19 protein-coding genes are annotated in these 21,497 nt (G+C 39.0%); 4 read left to right on the top strand and 15 right to left on the bottom strand.

Going from position 1 to position 21,497, the window contains the following annotated elements; translation table 11 throughout:
- Positions 1–52 precede the first annotated feature (52 nt).
- The 8 genes from sucD to sdhC form a co-directional block, all read right to left on the bottom strand.
- Positions 53–925, bottom strand: a complete 873-nt coding sequence (gene sucD / locus I6F10_RS08870; RefSeq protein ID WP_002961811.1) for a succinate--CoA ligase subunit alpha — start codon at positions 923–925, stop codon at positions 53–55.
- Positions 925–2,091: an ADP-forming succinate--CoA ligase subunit beta gene (sucC, locus tag I6F10_RS08875; protein ID WP_002961809.1), complete on the bottom strand. Its 1,167-nt coding sequence runs from the start codon at positions 2,089–2,091 to the stop codon at positions 925–927. Before sucC ends, sucD begins: the two co-directional genes overlap by 1 nt.
- 177 nt (positions 2,092–2,268) lie before the next feature.
- Positions 2,269–3,786, bottom strand: a complete 1,518-nt coding sequence (odhB, locus tag I6F10_RS08880) for a 2-oxoglutarate dehydrogenase complex dihydrolipoyllysine-residue succinyltransferase (RefSeq protein ID WP_197098737.1) — start codon at positions 3,784–3,786, stop codon at positions 2,269–2,271.
- Positions 3,787–3,789: 3 nt separating this feature from the next.
- Complete coding sequence (sucA, locus tag I6F10_RS08885; RefSeq protein WP_033021680.1) at positions 3,790–6,609, bottom strand: 2-oxoglutarate dehydrogenase E1 component; 2,820 nt, start codon at positions 6,607–6,609, stop codon at positions 3,790–3,792.
- A 91-nt stretch (positions 6,610–6,700) separates the two neighbouring features.
- Entirely contained in the window at positions 6,701–7,417 is a 717-nt protein-coding gene (locus tag I6F10_RS08890) for a succinate dehydrogenase iron-sulfur subunit (RefSeq protein ID WP_002961804.1), read from the bottom strand.
- A gap of 10 nt (positions 7,418–7,427) precedes the next feature.
- On the bottom strand, positions 7,428–9,200 hold the full coding sequence (sdhA, locus tag I6F10_RS08895; RefSeq protein WP_002961801.1) for a succinate dehydrogenase flavoprotein subunit: 1,773 nt from the start codon (positions 9,198–9,200) through the stop codon (positions 7,428–7,430).
- Entirely contained in the window at positions 9,201–9,548 is a 348-nt protein-coding gene (sdhD, locus tag I6F10_RS08900) for a succinate dehydrogenase, hydrophobic membrane anchor protein (protein WP_002961798.1), read from the bottom strand.
- Positions 9,539–9,916 carry a succinate dehydrogenase, cytochrome b556 subunit gene (gene sdhC / locus I6F10_RS08905; RefSeq protein WP_122975019.1) on the bottom strand — a complete coding sequence of 126 codons (378 nt, stop codon included), beginning with the start codon at positions 9,914–9,916 and terminating at the stop codon, positions 9,539–9,541. Before sdhC ends, sdhD begins: the two co-directional genes overlap by 10 nt.
- A gap of 420 nt (positions 9,917–10,336) precedes the next feature.
- Here sdhC and I6F10_RS08910 point away from each other — a divergent pair, with 420 nt between their 5' ends.
- The 3 genes from I6F10_RS08910 (at position 10,337) to I6F10_RS08920 (ending at position 13,415) form a co-directional block, all read left to right on the top strand.
- Positions 10,337–11,623, top strand: coding sequence for a citrate synthase (locus I6F10_RS08910; RefSeq protein WP_165743208.1), 1,287 nt, complete (start codon positions 10,337–10,339; stop codon positions 11,621–11,623).
- Between the two features lie 115 nt (positions 11,624–11,738).
- Complete coding sequence (locus tag I6F10_RS08915) at positions 11,739–12,965, top strand: aminotransferase class V-fold PLP-dependent enzyme (RefSeq protein ID WP_165743206.1); 1,227 nt, start codon at positions 11,739–11,741, stop codon at positions 12,963–12,965.
- 33 nt (positions 12,966–12,998) lie between these two features.
- Complete coding sequence (locus I6F10_RS08920; RefSeq protein ID WP_165743205.1) at positions 12,999–13,415, top strand: SufE family protein; 417 nt, start codon at positions 12,999–13,001, stop codon at positions 13,413–13,415.
- A 66-nt stretch (positions 13,416–13,481) separates the two neighbouring features.
- Here I6F10_RS08920 and tcdA read toward each other — a convergent pair whose 3' ends face one another.
- Genes tcdA through I6F10_RS08955 form a run of 7 tightly spaced genes read right to left on the bottom strand, consistent with a single transcriptional unit; the run spans position 13,482 to position 20,943 of the window.
- Complete coding sequence (gene tcdA, locus I6F10_RS08925) at positions 13,482–14,279, bottom strand: tRNA cyclic N6-threonylcarbamoyladenosine(37) synthase TcdA (protein ID WP_154903051.1); 798 nt, start codon at positions 14,277–14,279, stop codon at positions 13,482–13,484.
- Positions 14,280–14,960 (bottom strand): TIGR01621 family pseudouridine synthase, encoded by a 681-nt coding sequence (locus tag I6F10_RS08930; protein WP_165743203.1) that lies wholly within the window; start codon positions 14,958–14,960, stop codon positions 14,280–14,282.
- Positions 14,957–15,718: a 3-deoxy-manno-octulosonate cytidylyltransferase gene (kdsB, locus tag I6F10_RS08935; RefSeq protein WP_165743201.1), complete on the bottom strand. Its 762-nt coding sequence runs from the start codon at positions 15,716–15,718 to the stop codon at positions 14,957–14,959. The genes I6F10_RS08930 and kdsB overlap by 4 nt, the downstream gene beginning before the upstream one ends.
- Entirely contained in the window at positions 15,706–15,903 is a 198-nt protein-coding gene (locus tag I6F10_RS08940; RefSeq protein WP_002961789.1) for a Trm112 family protein, read from the bottom strand. The genes kdsB and I6F10_RS08940 overlap by 13 nt, the downstream gene beginning before the upstream one ends.
- A complete protein-coding gene (lpxK, locus tag I6F10_RS08945; protein WP_165743199.1) occupies positions 15,893–16,873 on the bottom strand; it encodes a tetraacyldisaccharide 4'-kinase in 981 nt (326 codons plus the stop codon). Before lpxK ends, I6F10_RS08940 begins: the two co-directional genes overlap by 11 nt.
- Complete coding sequence (gene msbA / locus I6F10_RS08950) at positions 16,870–18,615, bottom strand: lipid A export permease/ATP-binding protein MsbA (protein ID WP_149602576.1); 1,746 nt, start codon at positions 18,613–18,615, stop codon at positions 16,870–16,872. The genes lpxK and msbA overlap by 4 nt, the downstream gene beginning before the upstream one ends.
- Positions 18,616–18,675: 60 nt before the next feature.
- On the bottom strand, positions 18,676–20,943 hold the full coding sequence (locus tag I6F10_RS08955) for a DNA internalization-related competence protein ComEC/Rec2 (RefSeq protein ID WP_165743198.1): 2,268 nt from the start codon (positions 20,941–20,943) through the stop codon (positions 18,676–18,678).
- Between I6F10_RS08955 and I6F10_RS08960 the strand changes: the two genes are divergently transcribed.
- Positions 20,923–21,429, top strand: a complete 507-nt coding sequence (locus tag I6F10_RS08960) for a DUF2062 domain-containing protein (protein WP_024595571.1) — start codon at positions 20,923–20,925, stop codon at positions 21,427–21,429. The two genes, I6F10_RS08955 and I6F10_RS08960, sit on opposite strands and share 21 nt — an antisense overlap.
- The last annotated feature ends 68 nt before the right edge of the window (positions 21,430–21,497 follow it).

A 21,497-nucleotide genomic window follows, 5' to 3' on the forward strand; every position in this document is an offset into this window, starting at 1 on the left:
CTCAATAACAAAAAGGCCCGCATAAGCGGGCCTTTTCAGAGGAAACAAGCAATTACCAGCCTGTTTTCTCTTTAAGTGCTTTACCGATTTCAGCAAGTGAACGTACAGTTTTTACGCCCGCAGCTTCTAATGCAGCAAATTTCTCATCAGCAGTACCTTTACCGCCTGCGATGATTGCGCCAGCGTGACCCATACGCTTACCTTCTGGTGCAGTAACACCAGCAATGTAAGATACTACAGGTTTAGTTACGTTAGCTTTGATGTACTCTGCAGCTTCTTCTTCTGCAGTACCACCAATTTCACCAATCATTACGATTGCTTCAGTTTGTGGATCTTTTTCGAACATTTCTAAAACGTCGATAAAGTTAGTACCTGGGATTGGATCACCACCAATACCAACACACGTAGACTGACCAAAACCAGCATCAGTAGTTTGCTTAACCGCTTCGTACGTTAAAGTACCAGAGCGAGAAACAATACCTACTTTACCAGGTTTGTGGATGTGACCAGGCATGATACCAATCTTAGTCTCACCAGGAGTAATAACACCTGGACAGTTAGGACCGATCATACGAGTACCTGTTTGATCTAGTTTAACTTTTACGTCAACCATATCAAGCGTAGGGATACCTTCAGTGATACAAACAATCAGCTCGATGCCAGCATCGATAGCTTCTAAGATTGCATCTTTACAGAAAGGAGCTGGTACGTAGATAACTGAAGCAGTTGCGCCAGTTTCTTGAACAGCATCACGAACTGTGTTGAATACAGGAAGACCAAGGTGCGTTTGACCGCCTTTACCTGGGCTTACACCACCAACCATTTGTGTACCGTACTCAAGCGCTTGCTCTGAGTGGAAAGTACCTTGGCCACCAGTGAAACCTTGACAGATAACTTTTGTATCTTTATTGATTAATACAGACATTATTTGCCCTCCGCAGCAGCAACAACTTTCTCAGCAGCGTCTGTTAGTGATTCAGCAGCAATGATATCTAGACCTGAGTTCTTAAGAACTTCACGACCTAATTCAGCATTAGTACCTTCTAAACGTACAACTACAGGTACATTTACGCCAACTTCTTTAACTGCGCCAATGATACCTTCAGCAATCATGTCACAACGTACGATACCGCCAAAGATGTTTACTAAAACAGCTTTAACATTGTCGTCAGAAAGGATGATTTTGAATGCTTCAGAAACACGTTCTTTAGTCGCGCCGCCGCCAACATCTAAGAAGTTAGCCGGTTTGCCGCCGTGTAGGTTTACGATGTCCATAGTACCCATTGCTAGGCCTGCACCGTTAACCATACAACCTACATTGCCATCTAGAGCAACGTAGTTGAGCTCGAAGCTTGCTGCGTGTGCTTCACGTGCATCCTCTTGAGATGGATCGTGGAACTCACGGATTTTAGGCTGACGGTAAAGTGCATTACCATCAATACCGATTTTTCCGTCAAGACAGTGAAGGTTACCTTCGTCTGTAATTACTAACGGGTTGATCTCAAGTAGTGCGAAATCAAAATCAGTAAACATGTTACCAAGACCCATAAAGATCTTAACAAACTGCTTCATTTGTACTGGGTTAAGACCCAATTTAAAGCCTAGTTCACGTGCTTGGTAAGCTTGAGGGCCCACTAATGGATCAATTTCAGCTTTGTGGATAAGCTCTGGTGTTTCTTCTGCAACAGTTTCAATTTCAACGCCGCCTTCAGTAGACGCCATGAAAACTACTTTGCGAGATGCACGGTCAACTACTGCACCTAGGTACAATTCGTTAGCAATGTCAGTACAGCTTTCAACTAAAATTTTAGCTACTGGCTGGCCTTTCTCGTCTGTTTGGTAAGTAACTAGGTTTTTACCCAACCAGTTAGCTGCAAACGCTTTTACTTCGTCGATAGTTTTTACTAGCTTTACACCGCCAGCTTTACCGCGTCCACCTGCGTGAACCTGAGTTTTAACAACCCACATATCACCGCCGATTTTTTCAGCAGCTGCTGCAGCTTCTTCAGGTGTATCGCAAGCGAAACCCTGAGAAACTGGTAAACCATATTCGGCAAAAAGTTGTTTTGCCTGATACTCATGCAAATTCATGATGCTTTATCCAATTTTTTATACTAAAAGAGCTGAATATTTTTTCAAATAAACAACTATCCCAAATTGCGCACCTAGTATAGATCCCAAGGCTTAACATGAAAACCCCAGTAAGACCAAAGGCGCAAAAAAAAAGCTGTGAATGTTCATTCACAGCTTACATTTCATACAACTAGATTAAACATCTAGCAATAAGCGAGTTGGATCTTCAAGTAACTCTTTAATAGTCACTAAGAAACCAACAGATTCTTTACCATCAATGATACGGTGGTCATAAGAAAGTGCTAAATACATCATAGGAAGTATTTCTACTTTACCATTTACAGCCATCGGACGGTCTTGGATTTTATGCATACCTAAAATTGAAGACTGTGGCAAGTTAATGATAGGTGTAGATAGTAATGAACCAAATACGCCGCCATTAGTAATAGTGAAATTACCACCGGTCATATCTGCAAGCGTTAGCTTACCATCACGACCTTTAAGTGCTAATTCGCGAATACCCTTTTCGATTTCAGCAACAGATAGTTTGTCACAATCTTTAAGTACTGGAGTAACTAAACCACGTGGAGTAGATACTGCAATGCTGATATCAAAATAGTTATGGTAAACAATATCGTCACCATCAATTGATGCATTAACATCTGGGAAGCGTTTAAGTGCTTCAGTTACCGCTTTCACGTAGAAAGACATGAAACCTAAACGAATGCCATGACGCTTTTCAAATACTTCTTGGTACTGCTTACGAAGGCTCATGATTGGTTCCATGTTCACTTCGTTGAATGTTGTTAACATTGCAGTTGAATTTTTAGCTTCAAGAAGACGTGTAGCAATCGTTTTACGTAGGCGAGTCATAGGAACACGTTTTTGAGTACGATCGCCCATCGGTGCTGCAGGAGCTGAAGCTTCTGCTTTTTTAGCCGCTGGCGCTGGTGCTTTTAAGAACGTATCAACGTCTTCTTTAGTTACACGGCCATTTTTACCCGTGCCGTTAATTTTAGAAGCGTCTAAGCCTTTCTCAGCAATTAAACGACGAACTGATGGTGTTAACACATCTGAACTTTCGCTAGAATCTGCTGCTAGCGTTTCGTCTGCTTTTGCAGCTGGAGCCGCTGGTGCACCGCCTGCTTTAACCGAACCAATTACTTGCTCGCCTAGTACAGTATCGCCTTCGTTGTGAATGATATCACCCATGATGCCATCTTCTTGAGCTACTACTTCAAGAACAACTTTATCTGTTTCAATATCTACCAAGTTTTGGTCGCGTGTTACAGCGTCACCTGGTTGTACATGCCATGTAGCAATTGTTGCGTCTGCAACTGATTCTGGAAGTACAGGTACTTTAATGTCCACTTCTTTACCTTCTGATGCTGGTGCTGATTGCGCCGCTGGCGCGTCTTCTGATTTAGCTGGTGCTGATTCTTCTTTAGATGAACCTTCACTTTCTGGCGCTGCATCAGCATCACCAAGTAAACCCATAACTTGATCGCCAAGTACGGTTGCACCTTCTTCTTGTGATATTTCTGTAATTACACCGTCATGCTGTGCAACAACTTCTAAAACCACTTTATCTGTTTCAATGTCTACTAAGTTTTGATCGCGAGTTACTTTGTCGCCAACACTTACATGCCATGTAGCAACGGTAGCATCTGCAACCGACTCAGGAAGAACAGGAACTTTAATTTCTGTGCTCATTGCTTATCCTTTATTTTCTATAGTAAGCGCGTCGGCAACGAGCGCTTGTTGTTCTTTAGTATGTACTGACATGTAACCACACGCTGGTGATGCAGACGCTTTACGTCCTGCATATTTTAATTTAGCACCTTGTGGGATTGCATCAATAAAGTGATGTTGTGAACAGTACCATGCACCTTGGTTTTGTGGTTCTTCTTGACACCATACAAAATCAGTTACGTGTTGGTAACGCTCCATAATTGTTTGCATTTCGTCATGTGGGAACGGATATAACTGCTCAACACGAACAATAGCAATATTATCTTGCTCTAGCTTACGACGCTCTTGTAATAGTTCGTAATAAACTTTACCACTACAAAATACAACGCGTTCAACTTTCTCAGGGTTAATATCATCAACTTCGTCGATCATATTATGGAAAACACCATGCGATAGCTCTTCAAGCGATGAAGTTGCAAGAGGATGACGAAGCAACGACTTAGGCGTCATAACAATCAACGGACGACGTAGTGGTCGAACTGATTGACGACGAAGCATAGCGTAAACTTGTGCAGGAGTAGATGGAACACATACTTGCATGTTGTGATCAGCACATAGTTGTAGGAAACGCTCTAAGCGAGCTGAACTATGCTCTGGACCTTGTCCTTCATAGCCATGTGGTAACAAAATTGTAAGACCACATAAACGGCCCCATTTTTGCTCACCAGAACTTAGGAATTGGTCAAATACAACTTGTGCACCGTTGGCGAAATCACCAAACTGTGCTTCCCAAAGTACTAATGAAGTAGGCTCTGCAGTTGCATAACCGTATTCAAAAGCAACTACAGCTTCTTCAGATAAAACAGAGTCAAATACTTCAAAAGTACCTTGATCTTCGCTTAAGTGCTGTAGAGGTGTATAAGTAGCGCCGTCTGATTGACTGTGAACAACAGCATGACGATGGAAGAATGTACCACGCCCTGAATCCTGACCAGTTAAACGAATGTCAGTGCCTTCAGTTGCAATTGTTGCATAAGCAAGTGTTTCTGCCATACCCCAATCTAGAGGTTTCTCACCAGAAGCCATTAATTTACGATCATCGTAAATCTTTTTAACGCGTGACTGTGCTTTATATTGCTCTGGGTAAGAAGCGATTTTCTCACCGAGTGCTTTGAGCTCTTCAACAGGTACGCTGGCATCGTAATCAACATCCCATTCATGGCCAACATACTTTGCCCAATCTGAAGAATGCGATGTCTCTGGTTGTATTTCTGAAACAACACAGTTGCCTTCGTCTAATGCATTACGGTACTCATCAGCAAGTGCTTTTATTTCTTGTTCAGAAAAAGAGCCTTCAGCTATAAGTTGGTCTGCGTATATTAAACGTGGAACTGGGTGTTTTTTAATTTTTTGGTACATAACAGGCTGAGTTGCATTAGGCTCATCAGCTTCATTGTGACCATGGCGACGGTAACATACTAAATCGATTACTACGTCACGTTTAAACTGGTTTCTGAAATCAAGTGCAATTTGAGTAACAAATGCAACTGCTTCAGGGTCATCAGAGTTAACATGGAAGATAGGTGACTGAACCATTTTAGCAATGTCAGTACAGTAATCAGTAGAGCGTACATCGTCTTGTTTTGATGTAGTAAAACCAACTTGGTTATTTACAACAATACGAATACTACCACCACAACTAAACGCGTTAGTTTGTGATAAGTTAAACGTTTCTTGTACAACACCTTGGCCAGTAACCGCAGAATCACCATGAATTGTAATTGGTAAAGCTTTAATACCAGAACTGTCACCTAAGCGGTCAAGACGAGCACGTACTGAGCCCATAACAACTGGATTTACAATTTCAAGATGAGACGGGTTAAACGCAAGCGCCATATGAACATTGCCACCTTTAGTAGCAAAGTCAGATGAATAACCCATGTGGTATTTAACATCGCCAGAACTTAATGTTTCTTTATGTTTACCAGCAAACTCATCAAATAATTCTGATGGATTTTTACCAAGTACATTTACAAGAACATTTAAACGACCACGGTGAGCCATACCAATAACAGCTTCTTGTTGGCCGCTTTCACCAGCGCGGTGAATAAGCTCTTTTAACATTGGAACTAACGCATCGCCACCTTCAAGTGAGAAACGCTTAGCACCTGGGAACTTAGCCCCTAAATATTTTTCAAGTCCGTCAGCAGCAGTTAATCCTTTTAGGATACGCAGCTTTTCGTCTTTTTCGAATTTTGGCCTAGACTGGACAGATTCTAAACGCTGTTGTAACCAACGCTTTTCCTCTGTTGATGTGATGTGCATATACTCAGCGCCAATTGAACCACAATATGTAGTTTTTAGTGCTTGGTATAGTTCACCTAAAGGCATAGTATCGCGGCCTACGGCAAACGATCCTACGTTAAACTCGCGGTCAAAATCACTTGAAGATAAGTCGTGGTACTCTAGCTCTAAATCTCGTACACGCTCTCGTTGCCAAATACCTAATGGATCTAGGTTTGCATTTTGGTGTCCACGAAAACGGAAAGCATTAATAAGTTGTAGAACTTTAACCTGTTTAAGGTCACCGCCACTACCCTCTGCTACCACTACTTCTCTATGCTTGTTTTTTGCAAGCTGTGCAAACTGCGTTCGAACTTCTGAATGTTTTACTTCAACATCCACACCATCAACTTTAGGTAATTGTTCGAACACTTCTCGCCATTCATCTGGCACAGAAGTCGCATCGTCTAAATACGCTTCATAAAGCTCTTCTACATAAGCAACGTTGCCGCCGTTTAAATGTGAAGATTCTAGCCATGCCTTCATCACACCTTCGTGCATTTATAAGCCCTTTTCTTTAGCGCAGAAATTAATAGTTATCATAACAAGATGGCTAATAATCTGTATTAGCCATCTTACGTTTACTAAGTAATCAAACCGCTCGGTTTAATAACATAGATTTGATTTGCCCAATTGCTTTAGTCGGGTTAAGACCCTTAGGACAAACGCTAACACAGTTCATGATACTGTGGCAACGGAACACACTGAACGCATCGTCTAAATCCGCTAAACGTTCTTCAGTTGCTGTATCTCGGCTATCAGCTAAGAAACGGTAAGCGTGAAGAAGGCCTGCTGGACCAATGAACTTGTCTGGATTCCACCAGAACGAAGGACACGATGTCGAACAACATGCACACAAAATACACTCATATAGCCCATCTAATTTATCACGTTCTTCAATAGATTGAAGACGCTCGCCTGCTGCAGGCTGATCATTAATTAAATAAGGTTTAACTTTTTCGTACTGAGTGTAGAACTGACTCATGTCAATAACAAGGTCACGAACCACAGGTAAGCCTGGTAACGGACGTACTACAATTTTACCTTTGCCATTTTTTTGTAGCGTAGATAAAGGAGTAATACATGCTAAACCATTTTTACCATTCATGTTAACACCATCAGATCCACACACACCTTCACGGCATGAACGACGAAAAGATAGTGTAGGATCTTGTTCTTTTAAAAGAATAAGTGCATCTAACACCATCATGTCGTGACCTTCCTCTGTTTGCAAGGTGTATTCTTGCATACGAGGAGCGTTGTCAACATCTGGATTATAACGATAAACTGAAAATTGTACTTGTGCCATCGTCTATCTCCTAGTAAACACGTGCTTTAGGTGGGAAAGCTTCACGCGTTTTAGGCGCATAGTTTACATCACGCTTACTCATTTCATCCGTTACAGGATTGAATACTGAGTGACATAACCAGTTTTCGTCATCACGATCTGGGTAGTCAAAGCGAGAATGTGCACCACGGCTTTCTGTACGGAAGTTTGCAGCTACTGCAGTTGAGTAAGCTGTTTCCATTAAGTTATCTAGTTCAAGACATTCGATACGCTGCGTATTGAAGTCTGATGATTTATCATCAAGACGAGCATGTTGCAGACGTTCACGAATTTCTTTAAGTTCTTGAAGACCTGAAGCCATTGAATCGCCTTCACGGAATACCGAGAAGTTAAGCTGCATACATTGCTGTAGGTCTTTTTTGATTTGAACTGGATCTTCACCTTGGCCAGCCGTTGAATTTTCCCAACGGTTGTAACGTGCAAGAGACGCTTCTAAATCTGACTCTGAAGCCGCTTTTGATACTTCAACATCTTTAAGGTATTTACCTAAGAAGTTACCAGCAGCACGGCCAAATACAACTAAATCTAGTAATGAGTTACCACCAAGGCGGTTTGCACCGTGTACAGATACACATGCAATCTCACCAACAGCAAATAAACCTTCAACTACTTTTTCGTTGCCTTGAGCATCGATTTGTAGTGCTTGTCCATTTACGTTAGTAGGAACACCACCCATCATGTAATGACAAGTAGGAATTACTGGAATTGGCTCTTTAGCTGGATCAACGTGAGCGAAAGTTTTAGCTAGGTCACATACGCCAGGAAGACGTAGGTTAAGCGTTTCTTCACCTAAATGGTCAAGTTTCAGCTTGATATGAGGACCCCAAGGACCATCACAACCACGACCTTCACGGATTTCAGTCATCATTGAACGCGCAACAACATCGCGAGACGCTAAGTCTTTTGCGTTTGGTGCGTAACGTTCCATGAAGCGCTCGCCATCTTTATTTAAAAGATAACCGCCTTCACCACGACAACCTTCAGTTACTAGCGTACCAGCACCTGCAATACCCGTTGGGTGGAACTGCCACATTTCCATGTCTTGCATAGAAATACCAGCGCGTGTTGCCATACCAACACCGTCACCGGTGTTAATGTGAGCATTTGTTGTTGATGCGAATATGCGACCTGCACCACCAGTGGCTAATACAACTGCTTTAGATTTGAAGAAAGTGATTTCACCTGTTTCAATCTCAATTGCTGTACACCCTACTACATCGCCATTGTCGTTTTTAACTAAGTCAAGTGCATACCACTCAGAGAATACATTTGTTTTGTTTTTAACGTTTTGTTGATATAGAAGATGAAGTAAAGCATGACCAGTACGGTCAGCTGCAGCAGCAGTACGTGCGGCTTGTTCACCACCAAAGTTTTTCGATTGACCACCGAAAGGACGTTGGTAAACACGGCCATTTTCAAAACGAGAAAATGGTAGTCCCATGTTTTCTAATTCAGTAATAGCTTCTGGGCCAGTTTGACACATGTATTCAATAGCGTCTTGGTCGCCGATAAAATCGGAACCCTTAACGGTATCGTACATATGCCATTCCCAGTTGTCTTCGTGTGAATTACCAAGAGCTACTGTAATACCACCTTGAGCAGATACAGTGTGTGAGCGCGTTGGAAATACTTTAGATATTAATGCACACGTTTTGCCAGATTCTGTAATTGCTAAAGCAGCGCGCATACCAGCACCACCTGCACCAATTACTACGGCGTCAAATTCACGAACAGAATATTTCACTTAAACACCCCATAATACAATTAGACCAATAGCTACGTAAGCAACGGCCATTAGGTTTAAAACAAAACCTAAAACAGCACGCAACTTCGAACACTTAACATAGTCTGTAAGAACTTGCCAAAGGCCAATGCGGGTATGAACCATAATGCAAATAAGGGTAATTAAAGTAAACCCTTTCATTGCTAGGTTAGAGAAGAGGCCTGTCCAGGCTTCGAAAGTGACTTCTGGCGTCGCTAAAAAATAGCCGATAATAAAAATCGCGTACGCGCTGATTATTAATGCCGTGGTACGTAAAGATACGAAATCTTGTACACCATCACGTTTTAGAGTTGCTTGATTTAAAACCATATCCACACCCCTGCCAATACGGCAAACACAACACCAAGAGCCATTGATACTTTAGCGCTGAGATTACCTGATTCAAGTTCTTCCCAATGTCCCATATCCATAATCATATGACGGATGCCACCAATAAGGTGATAACCTAATACAGAAACAGTGCCCCAAGCTATAAATTTGGCAATGAATCCGTTAAACAGACCCTTGACGAATTCAAAACCTTCAGCTGAAGAGAGAGACTCAGACCAAGCCCAAATGACAAACGTTAAAGCAAAAAACAATGCAACACCGGTGACGCGGTGAAAAATTGAAGCTTTAGCCGTTGCCGGCATAGATATAGTTGTTAGATCTAGATTTACAGGTCTTTGCTTTTTCACAGTTACTTGCCCATCTTAGCTCACAGTGGAGCTCATCTACTTGTTTTTCTAAAAACCCACCAAATATTACTGATGGAACTATCAGAATAAACATATCAAAATAGTTAAAGTTCACAAAACAGTAAATTTTAAGCTGTTAAGAATATGTTTACCCAAATACAATACGGTTTAAAACCACCGTTAGTATATATACCCACAGGACTTTTTACAATTCTTGTTTATTTAGAGATGTTTGCGAATTAGCCAATAGTATTATATTTAATTAATACCGAATATTTATTATACATATATGCATAATGTTTATAAAAATTGACTTTAACCCCCTCTTTCACGTTAAAATGCGAAGATGTGCTTAAAACAGATTTCAGAACTTTAAAATCTAAAAATCAGAATAGATATCTTAATAGGAGATACATAGCGATGGCAGATAAAAAAGCCACAGTCCATATTGATGGACTAGATCCAATCGAACTTCCAATTTATCAAGGCACTGCTGGCCAAGATGTAATCGACGTACGTACGTTAGGTTCACATGGTCACTTTACTTATGACCCAGGTTTCATGTCGACTGGTTCTTGTGAATCTGCAATCACCTATATTGATGGTGGTAAAGGTGTACTACTTCACCGTGGTTACCCAATTGAGCAATTAGCTGAAGATTCTAACTATATTGAGCTTTGCTACTTACTTTTAAATGGTGAGTTACCTTCTAAAGAACAATATGAAGTTTTTAAGAATGAAATCACTACAAGCACTATGCTTGACGAGAAAATTGCTAACTTTTTCCAAGGTTTCCGCTTTGACGCTCACCCAATGGCAATGCTTTGTGGCGTAGTGGGTGCATTATCATCTTTTTATCATGAAGACCTTGATATTACTGATGCAGAACAACGTAAAACAAGTGCAGTTAAGCTAGTTGCTAAGTTACCAACTATTGCTGCAATGGCTTATAAAACAAACATCGGCCAACCGTTTGTATACCCACGTAACGATTTAAGCTACGCAGAAAACTTCTTACACATGATGTTCTCTGTACCTGCTGAAGAATATAAAGTTAACCCTGTAACTGCTAAAGCTATGGATAAAATCTTTATGCTTCATGCAGATCATGAGCAAAATGCATCGACTTCAACAGTTCGTCTTGCTGGTTCATCAGGTGCTAACCCGTATGCATGTATTGCAGCTGGTATTGCTTCTTTATGGGGACCTGCTCACGGCGGCGCTAACGAAGCATGTTTAAACATGTTAGAAGAGATTGGCTCTGTGGATCGTATTGATGAATACGTTGCTAAAGCTAAAGACAAAGCTGACCCATTCCGCCTTATGGGCTTTGGTCACCGCGTTTACAAAAACTTCGACCCACGTGCTACAGTAATGCGTCAAACGTGTCATGAAGTTTTAGCTGAGCTTAATATCCAAGATCCACTTCTTGATATTGCTATGAAGCTTGAGCAAATTGCCCTTGAAGACCCGTACTTTGTAGAGAAGAAATTATACCCTAACGTAGATTTCTACTCTGGTATTATCTTAAAAGCGATTGGTATTCCAACAAGCATGTTCACTGTAATCTTTGCAATGGCACGTACTGTTGGTTGGATCACTCACTGGGATGAGATGCTATCTCAACCTGGTCATAAGATCAGCCGTCCTCGTCAACTTTATACTGGTTACACTCAACGTGACTACGTATCAACTGACAAGCGTTAATTAACGTTGGTTAGTTTAAAAAGGCCGCATTTTGCGGCCTTTTTTATTAACAACACTTGAGAATTATCATAAACCGATTACAATTCCTGCCTTAAAAACACTATGTAGATGAGCCATGCTTGCTTTAAAGTTTGATATAAATAAAATTAGAAACGACTTCCCAACATTAAATCAAACAATAAACGGCTGCCCGCTTGTTTATTTAGACTCAGCAGCAACCTCACAAAAGCCTCAATCAGTTATAGATACAATTACTGAGTTTTATACGTCTCAAAATGCTAATGTACACCGTGGACGCCATACACTTAGCGAGCAAGCAACTTATTCATATGAACAAGTACGGGATAAAACTGCAGAGTATTTCAATGTATTTAGTAAAGAGATTGTATGGACTAAAGGCGCTACAGAAGCCATTAACTTGGTCGCTAACGGATTAAAAAAGCGCTTAAATGAAAGTCATACCATAATGATATCTCCGCTTGAGCATCATGCAAACATAGTGCCTTGGCAAATAGTGAGTCAACAAACGGGTGCTAAATTAATAGCGCTTCCACTAAATAAAAATGGCACGCTGAACACCAAAGAATGCTGTAAATTTATAAAAGAAACAAAACCTGCCCTATTAGCTATTACACAAGCATCTAACACACTGGGTAATATAACCGATTTAAAACCACTAATTAGAGCTGCAAAAGACGTCAATTCTCTTGTTCTAGTGGATGGTGCACAAGGTGCACTGCATTTAAAACCCGATTTACGTGAATTAAACTGTGACTTTTATGTCTGCTCAAGCCATAAAATGCTCGGCCCAACAGGATTAGGTGTGCTTTATGGTCGATATGAGCAATTAAATACCCTTGATATTTACCAATCAGGTGGGGAAATGATCGATAAAGTGTACTTAACTCACAGTACTTATCGTCCTGCGCCTGCAAAATTTGAAACTGGAACACCAAATATCTCTGGAGTTTTAGGCTTTGGTGCCGCATTAGACTATTTAAATGAATTAGATCACGCAAAAATCCAGCAATATGAGCAAAAATTGTTTAGTTATGCCGCTCAAAAATTGGTAAAGGTTGATGGTATTACAATATATAGCAACCTATCAGACAATATTGGTACACTCTGCTTCAACTTAAATGATGAACATCCTTATGATTTGGCAACTTTACTTGACGGGTACGGGGTTGCAGTAAGGAGTGGACACCATTGTACACAGCCATTAATGACACATTTAGGGCTTAATGGAACGTTAAGAGCGAGTTTTTCTTTTTATAATACCTACAAAGATGTAGATATATTCATTGATTCACTTAAAAAATGTATCGCTTTACTGGACTAAACGTCACTTTAATAGAATTAATTAGGATAACTCATGACAAATACGTTTAACAAAGTCACAGAATCTATAAAAAATGCGCCCGCTTGGCAGCAAAAATATCGTGAGATAATGCTTTTAGGAAAAACTTTACCTGTTTTAGCTGATGTTTTGAAGACTGATGATGCACTTGTACCAGGCTGTGAAAGCAAAGTATGGATGTTTGTTGAATTTGATTTAACAGAAAATACACTTGTTGTAATAGGTGACTCTGATACTCGTATAGTAAAAGGATTATTAGCCATTATTTTAGCGCTTTACAATGGCCTCACACCAGAGCAAGTAGTGAATAAAAATGCGTATGAAGAATTTGAAAAGCTAGGCCTTATTAGCCACTTAAGCGCATCACGTGGTAATGGTATTAAAGCCATGGTTGAAAAAATTCAAACCATGGCACAACACAAGCTAAGTTAACCGAGGTCTGTTGATCTTTCAAGGTTAAATTGCAGCAGTCTGTTTGGTATTTAGGCTAGGCAGACCCTAGGCTTGTGAGCGTTGTTTTTTATCTAGGTATTTACGTACAGCTTTAGCAGCAACAAAAAAACCAAAGCTTCCTGTGATCATAGTCACAGAGCCAAAACCATTATTACAGTCCATATTCATCGTGCCATCAGCACTTTGCTTAGCATGACATACGCTGCCATCGCTTCCTGGGTAAACCAATTGCTCTGTTGAGTAAACACAATCAATATTAAACTTACGTTTAGGATTATTACTAAAATTATATTGCTTGCGCAAAATATAGCGCACCTTTGCAAGTAATGGGTCTTGCGTAGTTTTAGCTACATCACCAAAGGTTATTTGGCTAGGATCTGTTTGCCCGCCAGCACCACCAGTTGTAATTATAGGTAGTTTATTACGTTTACAGTGAGCAATTAACGCTGCTTTTTCTTTAACTGCATCAATACAATCAATTACATAATCAAAACCTTGAATATGCTCTTGAATATTATCAAGCGTAATAAAGTCATCTATTACATGAACTTGGCACTGTGGATTAATGAGCTCGCAGCGCGCTTTCATTGCATCGACTTTAGCTTGACCAATAGTGCCCGTTAACGCATGAATTTGCCTATTGACGTTAGTCGCGCAAATATCATCCAAATCTATAAGTGTTATTTTACCAACACCAGTACGTGCAAGTGCTTCTGCTGTCCAGCTTCCTACACCACCGATCCCTACTACACAAAAATGTGCTTCTTGAAGCCAATCAAACTGTTGATGACCATATAAACGTTTAATACCACCAAAACGTATATCTGTAACTTTTTCGCTCATTTACCAATCCAGTTGCCATGGCGATTGCCATGCTTGAAAATCTTGATGTTTAATTAACGCCAAATACTCATCACCATTATCGGGTAATAAAGTTAGCTGTATTTGTTCACTTTGCCAATAAAAGCTCAATGCATATGCATGTAAATAGGTACGATTTGATGGTGTACCTGAATACATTGCATCGCCTAAAATAGCTGCGCCCACACTTTTTAGTGCCACTCTTAATTGATGCGTCTTTCCTGAATAAGGTTTTAAAATATACCCTCTAAATCCTGGCTTATAACTCAGAGAATAGAATCGGGTGATTGCAGGGTTGAGTGTACTCGTTAGTAACTTAAATGAGCCACGGCGAGACTTAGCCATATCGCCTTTTATCCACCCTTGCTTCTTTTTAGGTTTAGCATCACTAATCGCTAAATAAAATTTAGCAATCGCATGCTCAGTAAACATAACAGTAAAGGCGGCTGCAGAGGCTTTGTTTCGCGCTAAAATAATCAGCCCTGATGTCACTTTATCTAAACGATGAACGGCATAAAGCTTTTGCGATAATTGTTGTTCGGCTAAAACAACAAAGCCGGGCCCCTCTTCAGAATGAAAATTAAGACCCGCTGGCTTTTCTAAAATATAAAAATCGTTATGTGTATAAACAACTTTTAATATCTTACTTACTTGCTCACTCACACGTTTTTACTTTTAATATGCGCTATTACTTTAGCTAAGTCATCAGGCGTATCTACACCTGCATGAGGGGCTATTTGAGCTTGTTCTATTTTAATTTTATAACCGTGATACAAAACACGTAACTGCTCAAGTGATTCAAGTAATTCTAGTGGTGATACACTCAGCTCTATATATTGTTTAATAAAACCCGCTCTGTACGCATAAATACCCACATGGCGTTGAAATGGCGCTAAATTAAGGGCAGTGCTATCATCCATCATCGTATTTCTATCAAACGGTATACTTGCACGAGAGAAATACAGGGCATTTTTATTTATATCGCTAACCACTTTAACGGCATTAGGATTAAATACTTCATCACGCTCTTCAATAGCAACACTTAACGTTGCCATTGGTGCTGTTGAATCACTTAATAGTGCAGCAACTTGAGATACGTTTTCTGGTGCAAGTAATGGCTCATCGCCTTGTACATTAACCACAATTGTATTGCTATCAAGTTTAAGAAAATCAACCACTTCAGCTAATCGTTCAGTACCCGACTGGTGATCTTCACGCGTCATTACTACATCATTAGTAAACATACTTACTGCATCAAATACTTTTTGATGATCGGTTGCTATAACTACTTTACTAGCACCTGATAAACATGCTTTTTCGTAAACGTGTTGAACCATTGGCTTGCCACAAATATCAGCAAGCGGTTTACCTGGTAGTCGGGTCGATGCAAAACGAGCAGGAATTACAACTACGAATTCCACTTTTCAACCTCTTCTAGAGATAGTTCTCGTGCTTCATTTTCAAGTAAAACTGGAATATCGTCTTGAACAGGATAAGCAAGCTTAGCTGCTGTGCTAATTAGTTCGTTGTTTTCTCTGTCAAAGCGTAATTTTCCCTTACAAACAGGGCACGCAATTATCTCGAGTAATTTTGTATCAAAGGCCATTGAGTATTCCTTTTTCTTTTAATATTGAATTTAATTTGTTTATTACGCTATCGGTAGGTTGTGCATCTACTGGTAAATAATACCAATTAGGCTTTGCAAAGGACTTACATTTAACGGCATCTTTTTCGGTCATTATAATGCAATCATCACCAAATTGGGCAAAATCATCTACTGTATAAGCATAATGATCTCTAAAATGATGAGTCGATAATAACGTAATATCTTGTGCTTCTAATGAGTTTTCAAACCGTTTAGGGTTCCCAATTGCACTTATTGCATGTGCTTCACTTACGTTACTTTTTGCATAATCGCTTGAATTAACCAAGCGAAGGTTACTTACTTGTAATGTGTAGCTATTATTAGCCTCACCACCATTTTCAATTACTATATCGACACTTTGCAAACGTTTAGTTGTTTCACGAAGTGGTCCTGCTGGCATAACAAAGCCATTACCAAAACGACGCTCACTATCAACAATACAACACTCAATGCTACGAGGCATTTTATAATGCTGCATTCCATCATCAGAAATAATAACATCGAGTGTATAATTATTTTCTAATAAATCGATATTGTGTTGTCTATTAGGCCCAACCGCTATTGGGCACTTTAAACGATGGTATAAAAGTACGGGCTCATCTCCAGCCTGCTGAGCATCTACAAGCTCAGTAACTAACAGCGGGTAATTTTCTGATTGCCCACCATATCCTCTACTAATAATTCCCACTGATAAACCTTGCTGAGTTAAATGACCATACAGCCACAAAACAAAAGGCGTTTTACCATTACCGCCAACACTTATATTGCCAACTACAATTACAGGCGTTTTACACTCAAAAGGTTTAAGTATTTTAGCGCTGTATAAGTATTTTCGAAATGACGAGACAACCCAAAACAAAGCACTTAATGGTAATAACAGTAAAGTAATTAGACCAAATGGTTTATACCAGCTTTGTTCTATTTTACTCACGCCTGATCACCAAACTGCATTTTGCAAAGGGCTGAATAAGTACCGTCATTTGCTAATAAGCTATTGTGATCGCCACTTTCTATTACACGACCATTATCAATAACATAGATTCGGTCACTGTTTTCGATAGTAGATAAGCGATGCGCAATAACAATTGAGGTTTTATCTTTCATTAGCGTTTCTAATGCTTGCTGAATAAGCTTTTCAGATTCGGTATCAAGTGCTGATGTAGCCTCGTCTAAAATCAAAATAGGTGCGTCTTTTAATATTGCACGTGCTATCGCTATACGCTGGCGTTGACCGCCGGAGAGCATTACGCCATTTTCACCTACCATGGTGTTTAATTGCTCTGGCAAGTCTTTAACAAACTCCCAAACGTGCGCTTGTTTAGCAACTTGTTCTAATTCTTCCTCAGACACATCATGCTTTATGCCATAACAAATATTGTTAGCAATCGTATCGTTAAATAACACGACTTGCTGAGACACTAAAGCAAATTGGCGACGTAAATCTGTTAATTTATAATCCTGCAGGGCTATACCATCAAGTAATATTTCACTCGGTAACTCTAGGTCATAGTAGCGTGGTAATAAATTAGAAATTGTTGATTTACCCGAGCCTGAGCGCCCTACTAAGGCAATACTTTCACCCGCTTTAATCGTTAGCGACAAATCGTTTAATACTGCTTCATCTTTTGTTGGGTACTTAAAGGTTACATTTTTAACTTCAATTAACCCTTTAACTTTATCGACTGAAACGGTGCCAGTATCTTTTTCCATTTCTTCATCTAAAACTAAAAATATACTTTGTGCAGCAGAGATACCACGCTGCATATCACTATTAACATTAGCGAGTTGTTTTAGCGGTCGCAATAGCATCATCATTGAGGCAATTAATGCCATGAAGTCACCAGAGGTAATCGTATCAATCATTGATGGAAGAGATACAGCCCATAAAATAACAGCCATAGCACTTGCTGCTAATATTTGAATAATTGATACACTTAAAGCTTTTGTCGCATCCATTTTAATGCGCTGCTGGCGGTTATGATTATTAATCTTTGAGAAATGGTTTATTTCTTGGTCTTGTCCGCCAAATCCATGAATAACTTTATGTCCGCTAAGCATTTGTTCAGAGCTACGTGTAACCTGCCCCATAGCTGATTGGATACTTTTAGAAATATGGCGAAAACGTTTCGATACAACTGCTACAATAATGGCAACGAGAGGGATGATGACTAGAAATATAAGTGAGAGCTTCCAACTGGTATAAAACATTACACCAAGTAAAAAGACAACAAAGGCCCCTTCACGTACAACAATAAGTAACGCTTTAGTAATTGCTTGTTGAACTTGCTCTGTGTCAAAAGTGATTTTTGAAATTAAATCGCCCGTTGAGTTTTTGTCATGAAAAGAAACGGGTAAATGCAATATGTGCTCAAATAACTCTTGGCGTAAAGAGCGTACAACTTGAGAGCCCACATAACTTAAACAGTACGAAGACATAAAGTTAAAAACACCACGCCCTAGTACTAACGCGATAACTACAAAAGGAGCGTACTTTAAAACTTCTGTATTTCGCTGGTTTAAACCTTGATCAATAAACGGCTTCATTAATTGAATGAATAAAGCATCCATTGCTGAATAGCCTATCATCCCAACAATTGCGATAAAAGCGACACTTTTGTATGCGCCAACATACGAGACAAGACGTTTATAAATTTGTGCAGTACTTTGATCCATAACACTCTCTAAATACAGTAACTCCCTGTATTGTATCCTTCGATGAGATAAAACTAAACGTCAATCTTTGATAAACCAATAACTTTCCTGCCCTCTTGCTGTTTCTATGACCAAATTGTTTGAGTAGAATTTAATGCTAATTTGCCCATCTACGCCTGTTGTAAATTGCTCTGCGCTTATTGCTTTGTAACGCTCGACAACAAAGGGCTTGGGAAATTCCCACTGGCCTTTATAAGCACTTGAATGAATCACAACCTTAGGAGCTACTTCACTAATAAAATTAACACTTGAGGATGTATCACTGCCATGATGCGGGCTTAACATGACTGTACTTTTCAACGGCGTATTATCCGCTAATAAAGAGGCTTCACGGGATTTTGATATATCACCTGTAAACAACACACTATGAGTATTACTCGATACTCTAACAACGCATGAATCGTCGTTTTCATTCCCATACCCTCTTGTGCTAAAGCTTTCTACTCTTAAACCAACAAAATCAACACTTTGGACTTCACACATATTAAGTGTATTTTCAGGATGAAATTGCTTTAGTGTTTCCCCAAATCCAGCTTCAATAAAATGCTGTAATCCTCCAGCATGATCATTATCTTCATGGCTTAAAATTGCTGTTTTTACTGTTAAATTATTTGCTTTTAAATAAGGTAATAAGATACTTCGCGTACGGCTAAAGCGATTAAAATAACTTGGTCCAAAATCATAGATGAGCACTTGGTTATCTTTTTCAATTAATGCCATGAGCCCGTGGCCAACATCAAACACATGAAGTTGCCAGTTAGGCTTTTCTTTTAGAAGATTATTCAATAAAAGTACTGTTAAAGGAATGAAAGAGAGCAATTTATAGGGGAGGAAGTAAATCATCAACATAGTAATATAGGTAAAAATGACGAATATTAACTCGATTCTTCCTGTTGTCAGCCATCTTAATGACTCAGGTATTTCATAAAGTAATTTAAATAACGCATATAACCCTGTATCAAACAAATGTATTAAATTACCTATATCTAAAAAAGTACTCAGTAATGTAAAAACAATCAAAAATGGCAAAATAATGATAGAAAGAAACGGTATCGCAATTAAGTTAATGCCTAGGCCCGCAATACTTACGCCATTAAAAAAATAAAGTGAAAGTGGTAATAAACCGATAAACAATGCTACTTGAATAACAAATAACGCAATAATTTTGTTTTTGATTCGTGTATTTAATATTGGTAATTTATTAATAACAGTAAAAATTATAGCGACCGCTAAAAATGAAAAATACAGACCTGGATTAAGTAAATTAAATGGGTTAACAGCAAGCACTATTACCAAGGCAAATAAAATACTACGCCAACGCAGCGGCTGTTTAGCAAGAAAATAAAGTAACAAATAACAACCCAGCATAATTAGTGCTCGCGTTGCTGATACTAAAAAGTCACTTAAATATACGTAAACTAATGCAGCTATAAAACCGAACGAACTGTAGTAAAGTGTAAGGTTAAATGATTGACCAATTGAAAAGTTTATTTTCGTACAGATAAATCGAATGAATAAGTAACCAAAGCTAAAAATCAAACCAATATGTAAGCCCGATATAGCCAGTAAGTGACTTAACCCAAGTGATTGCATTAATTGTTTATCTGTATAGCTCATTAACGATTTATCACCACTGAGTAATGCATAATAGAGCCACTGCAATCTTGTATTTGTATAGGTATTTTTAATGAATTTTTGATAATCTAGCACGATGCTTTGTTTATCGCTGTGTATTATATTAAGCTCTTTATTGAGCACTTTGCCTTTAAATAATATTCTATTTATAAATGCATAACGTTCATTATCAAACACATTAAAATTTTTATTACTGCGAAAATATTTTAAATGGATTAATGCAGAGAATTTATCGCCGACTGTAAAAGGCTGTGCAGAATTAACACTGAGCATTGCTTTGGGTGCTCTAAAATTCGAAAAACTACTCCCGTCTAATGCCACTATTTTGGCTTTGATATACTGAGGTTTTTTATCAGAAATAACCTCTTCAACAACTAATGTAGAATCAAGTGCATACTTTTCGTTCGGTTTTGGTATTTCAAAACTATAAAAAAGGTAAAAATGCATACCAACAAAGCAAATTGCACAAATAAAGCCTAACAATACGTTTAAAAACGGCTTAAAATAAGCGCTCACTATTACAATGAAAATTGTGAAGACTGTAAATTCGAGAGTTTGATAATAAAACACGGTTGCTACACAGCCAATTACAAACCCAAGACTTATCCACACTGATGTAAATGGTTGCTTTAAATGGCTAAAAAAACGATCCAAAGATTTTTACCTGATCCAAATAAAATTAGACATCATAAATCACTAAAAATATTTGGACGACTTTTACAAGACGCAAATCTTTGGCATTTAAATAGACGTTCAGCTCGAGGAGCCTTCGCGGTCGGGTTATTTTTTGCTTTCATCCCTGTTCCTTTTCAAATGGTTTTAGCCGCAGCAGGTGCTATATTATTTAGGGTTAATTTACCCATATCAGTTGCTTTAGTATGGCTTACGAATCCATTAACCATGCCACCTATCTTTTATGGCTCATACTTAGTGGGTACGTTAATACTTAATCAGCCAGAACAACACTTTGTATTTGAAGCAAGTTGGTCTTGGTTTTTAGAAAGTATAGAAACAATTGGTCCTGCATTTTTATTAGGTTCATTAGTATGTGCTTCTATTGCATCAATTATAGGATACTTTGGTATCGATATTATTTGGCGCCGCTCTGTGAAAAAAGCATGGTTATCACGAAATAATTAGTGGCGTTAAAGCTAAATAATCGCTGCAATCCTAATCTAATAAAATATTATAGACGAAAAAAAACCAAC

It is taken from the genome of Pseudoalteromonas sp. SWYJZ98, from assembly GCF_015864495.1.
Taxonomy (GTDB): domain Bacteria; phylum Pseudomonadota; class Gammaproteobacteria; order Enterobacterales; family Alteromonadaceae; genus Pseudoalteromonas; species Pseudoalteromonas distincta.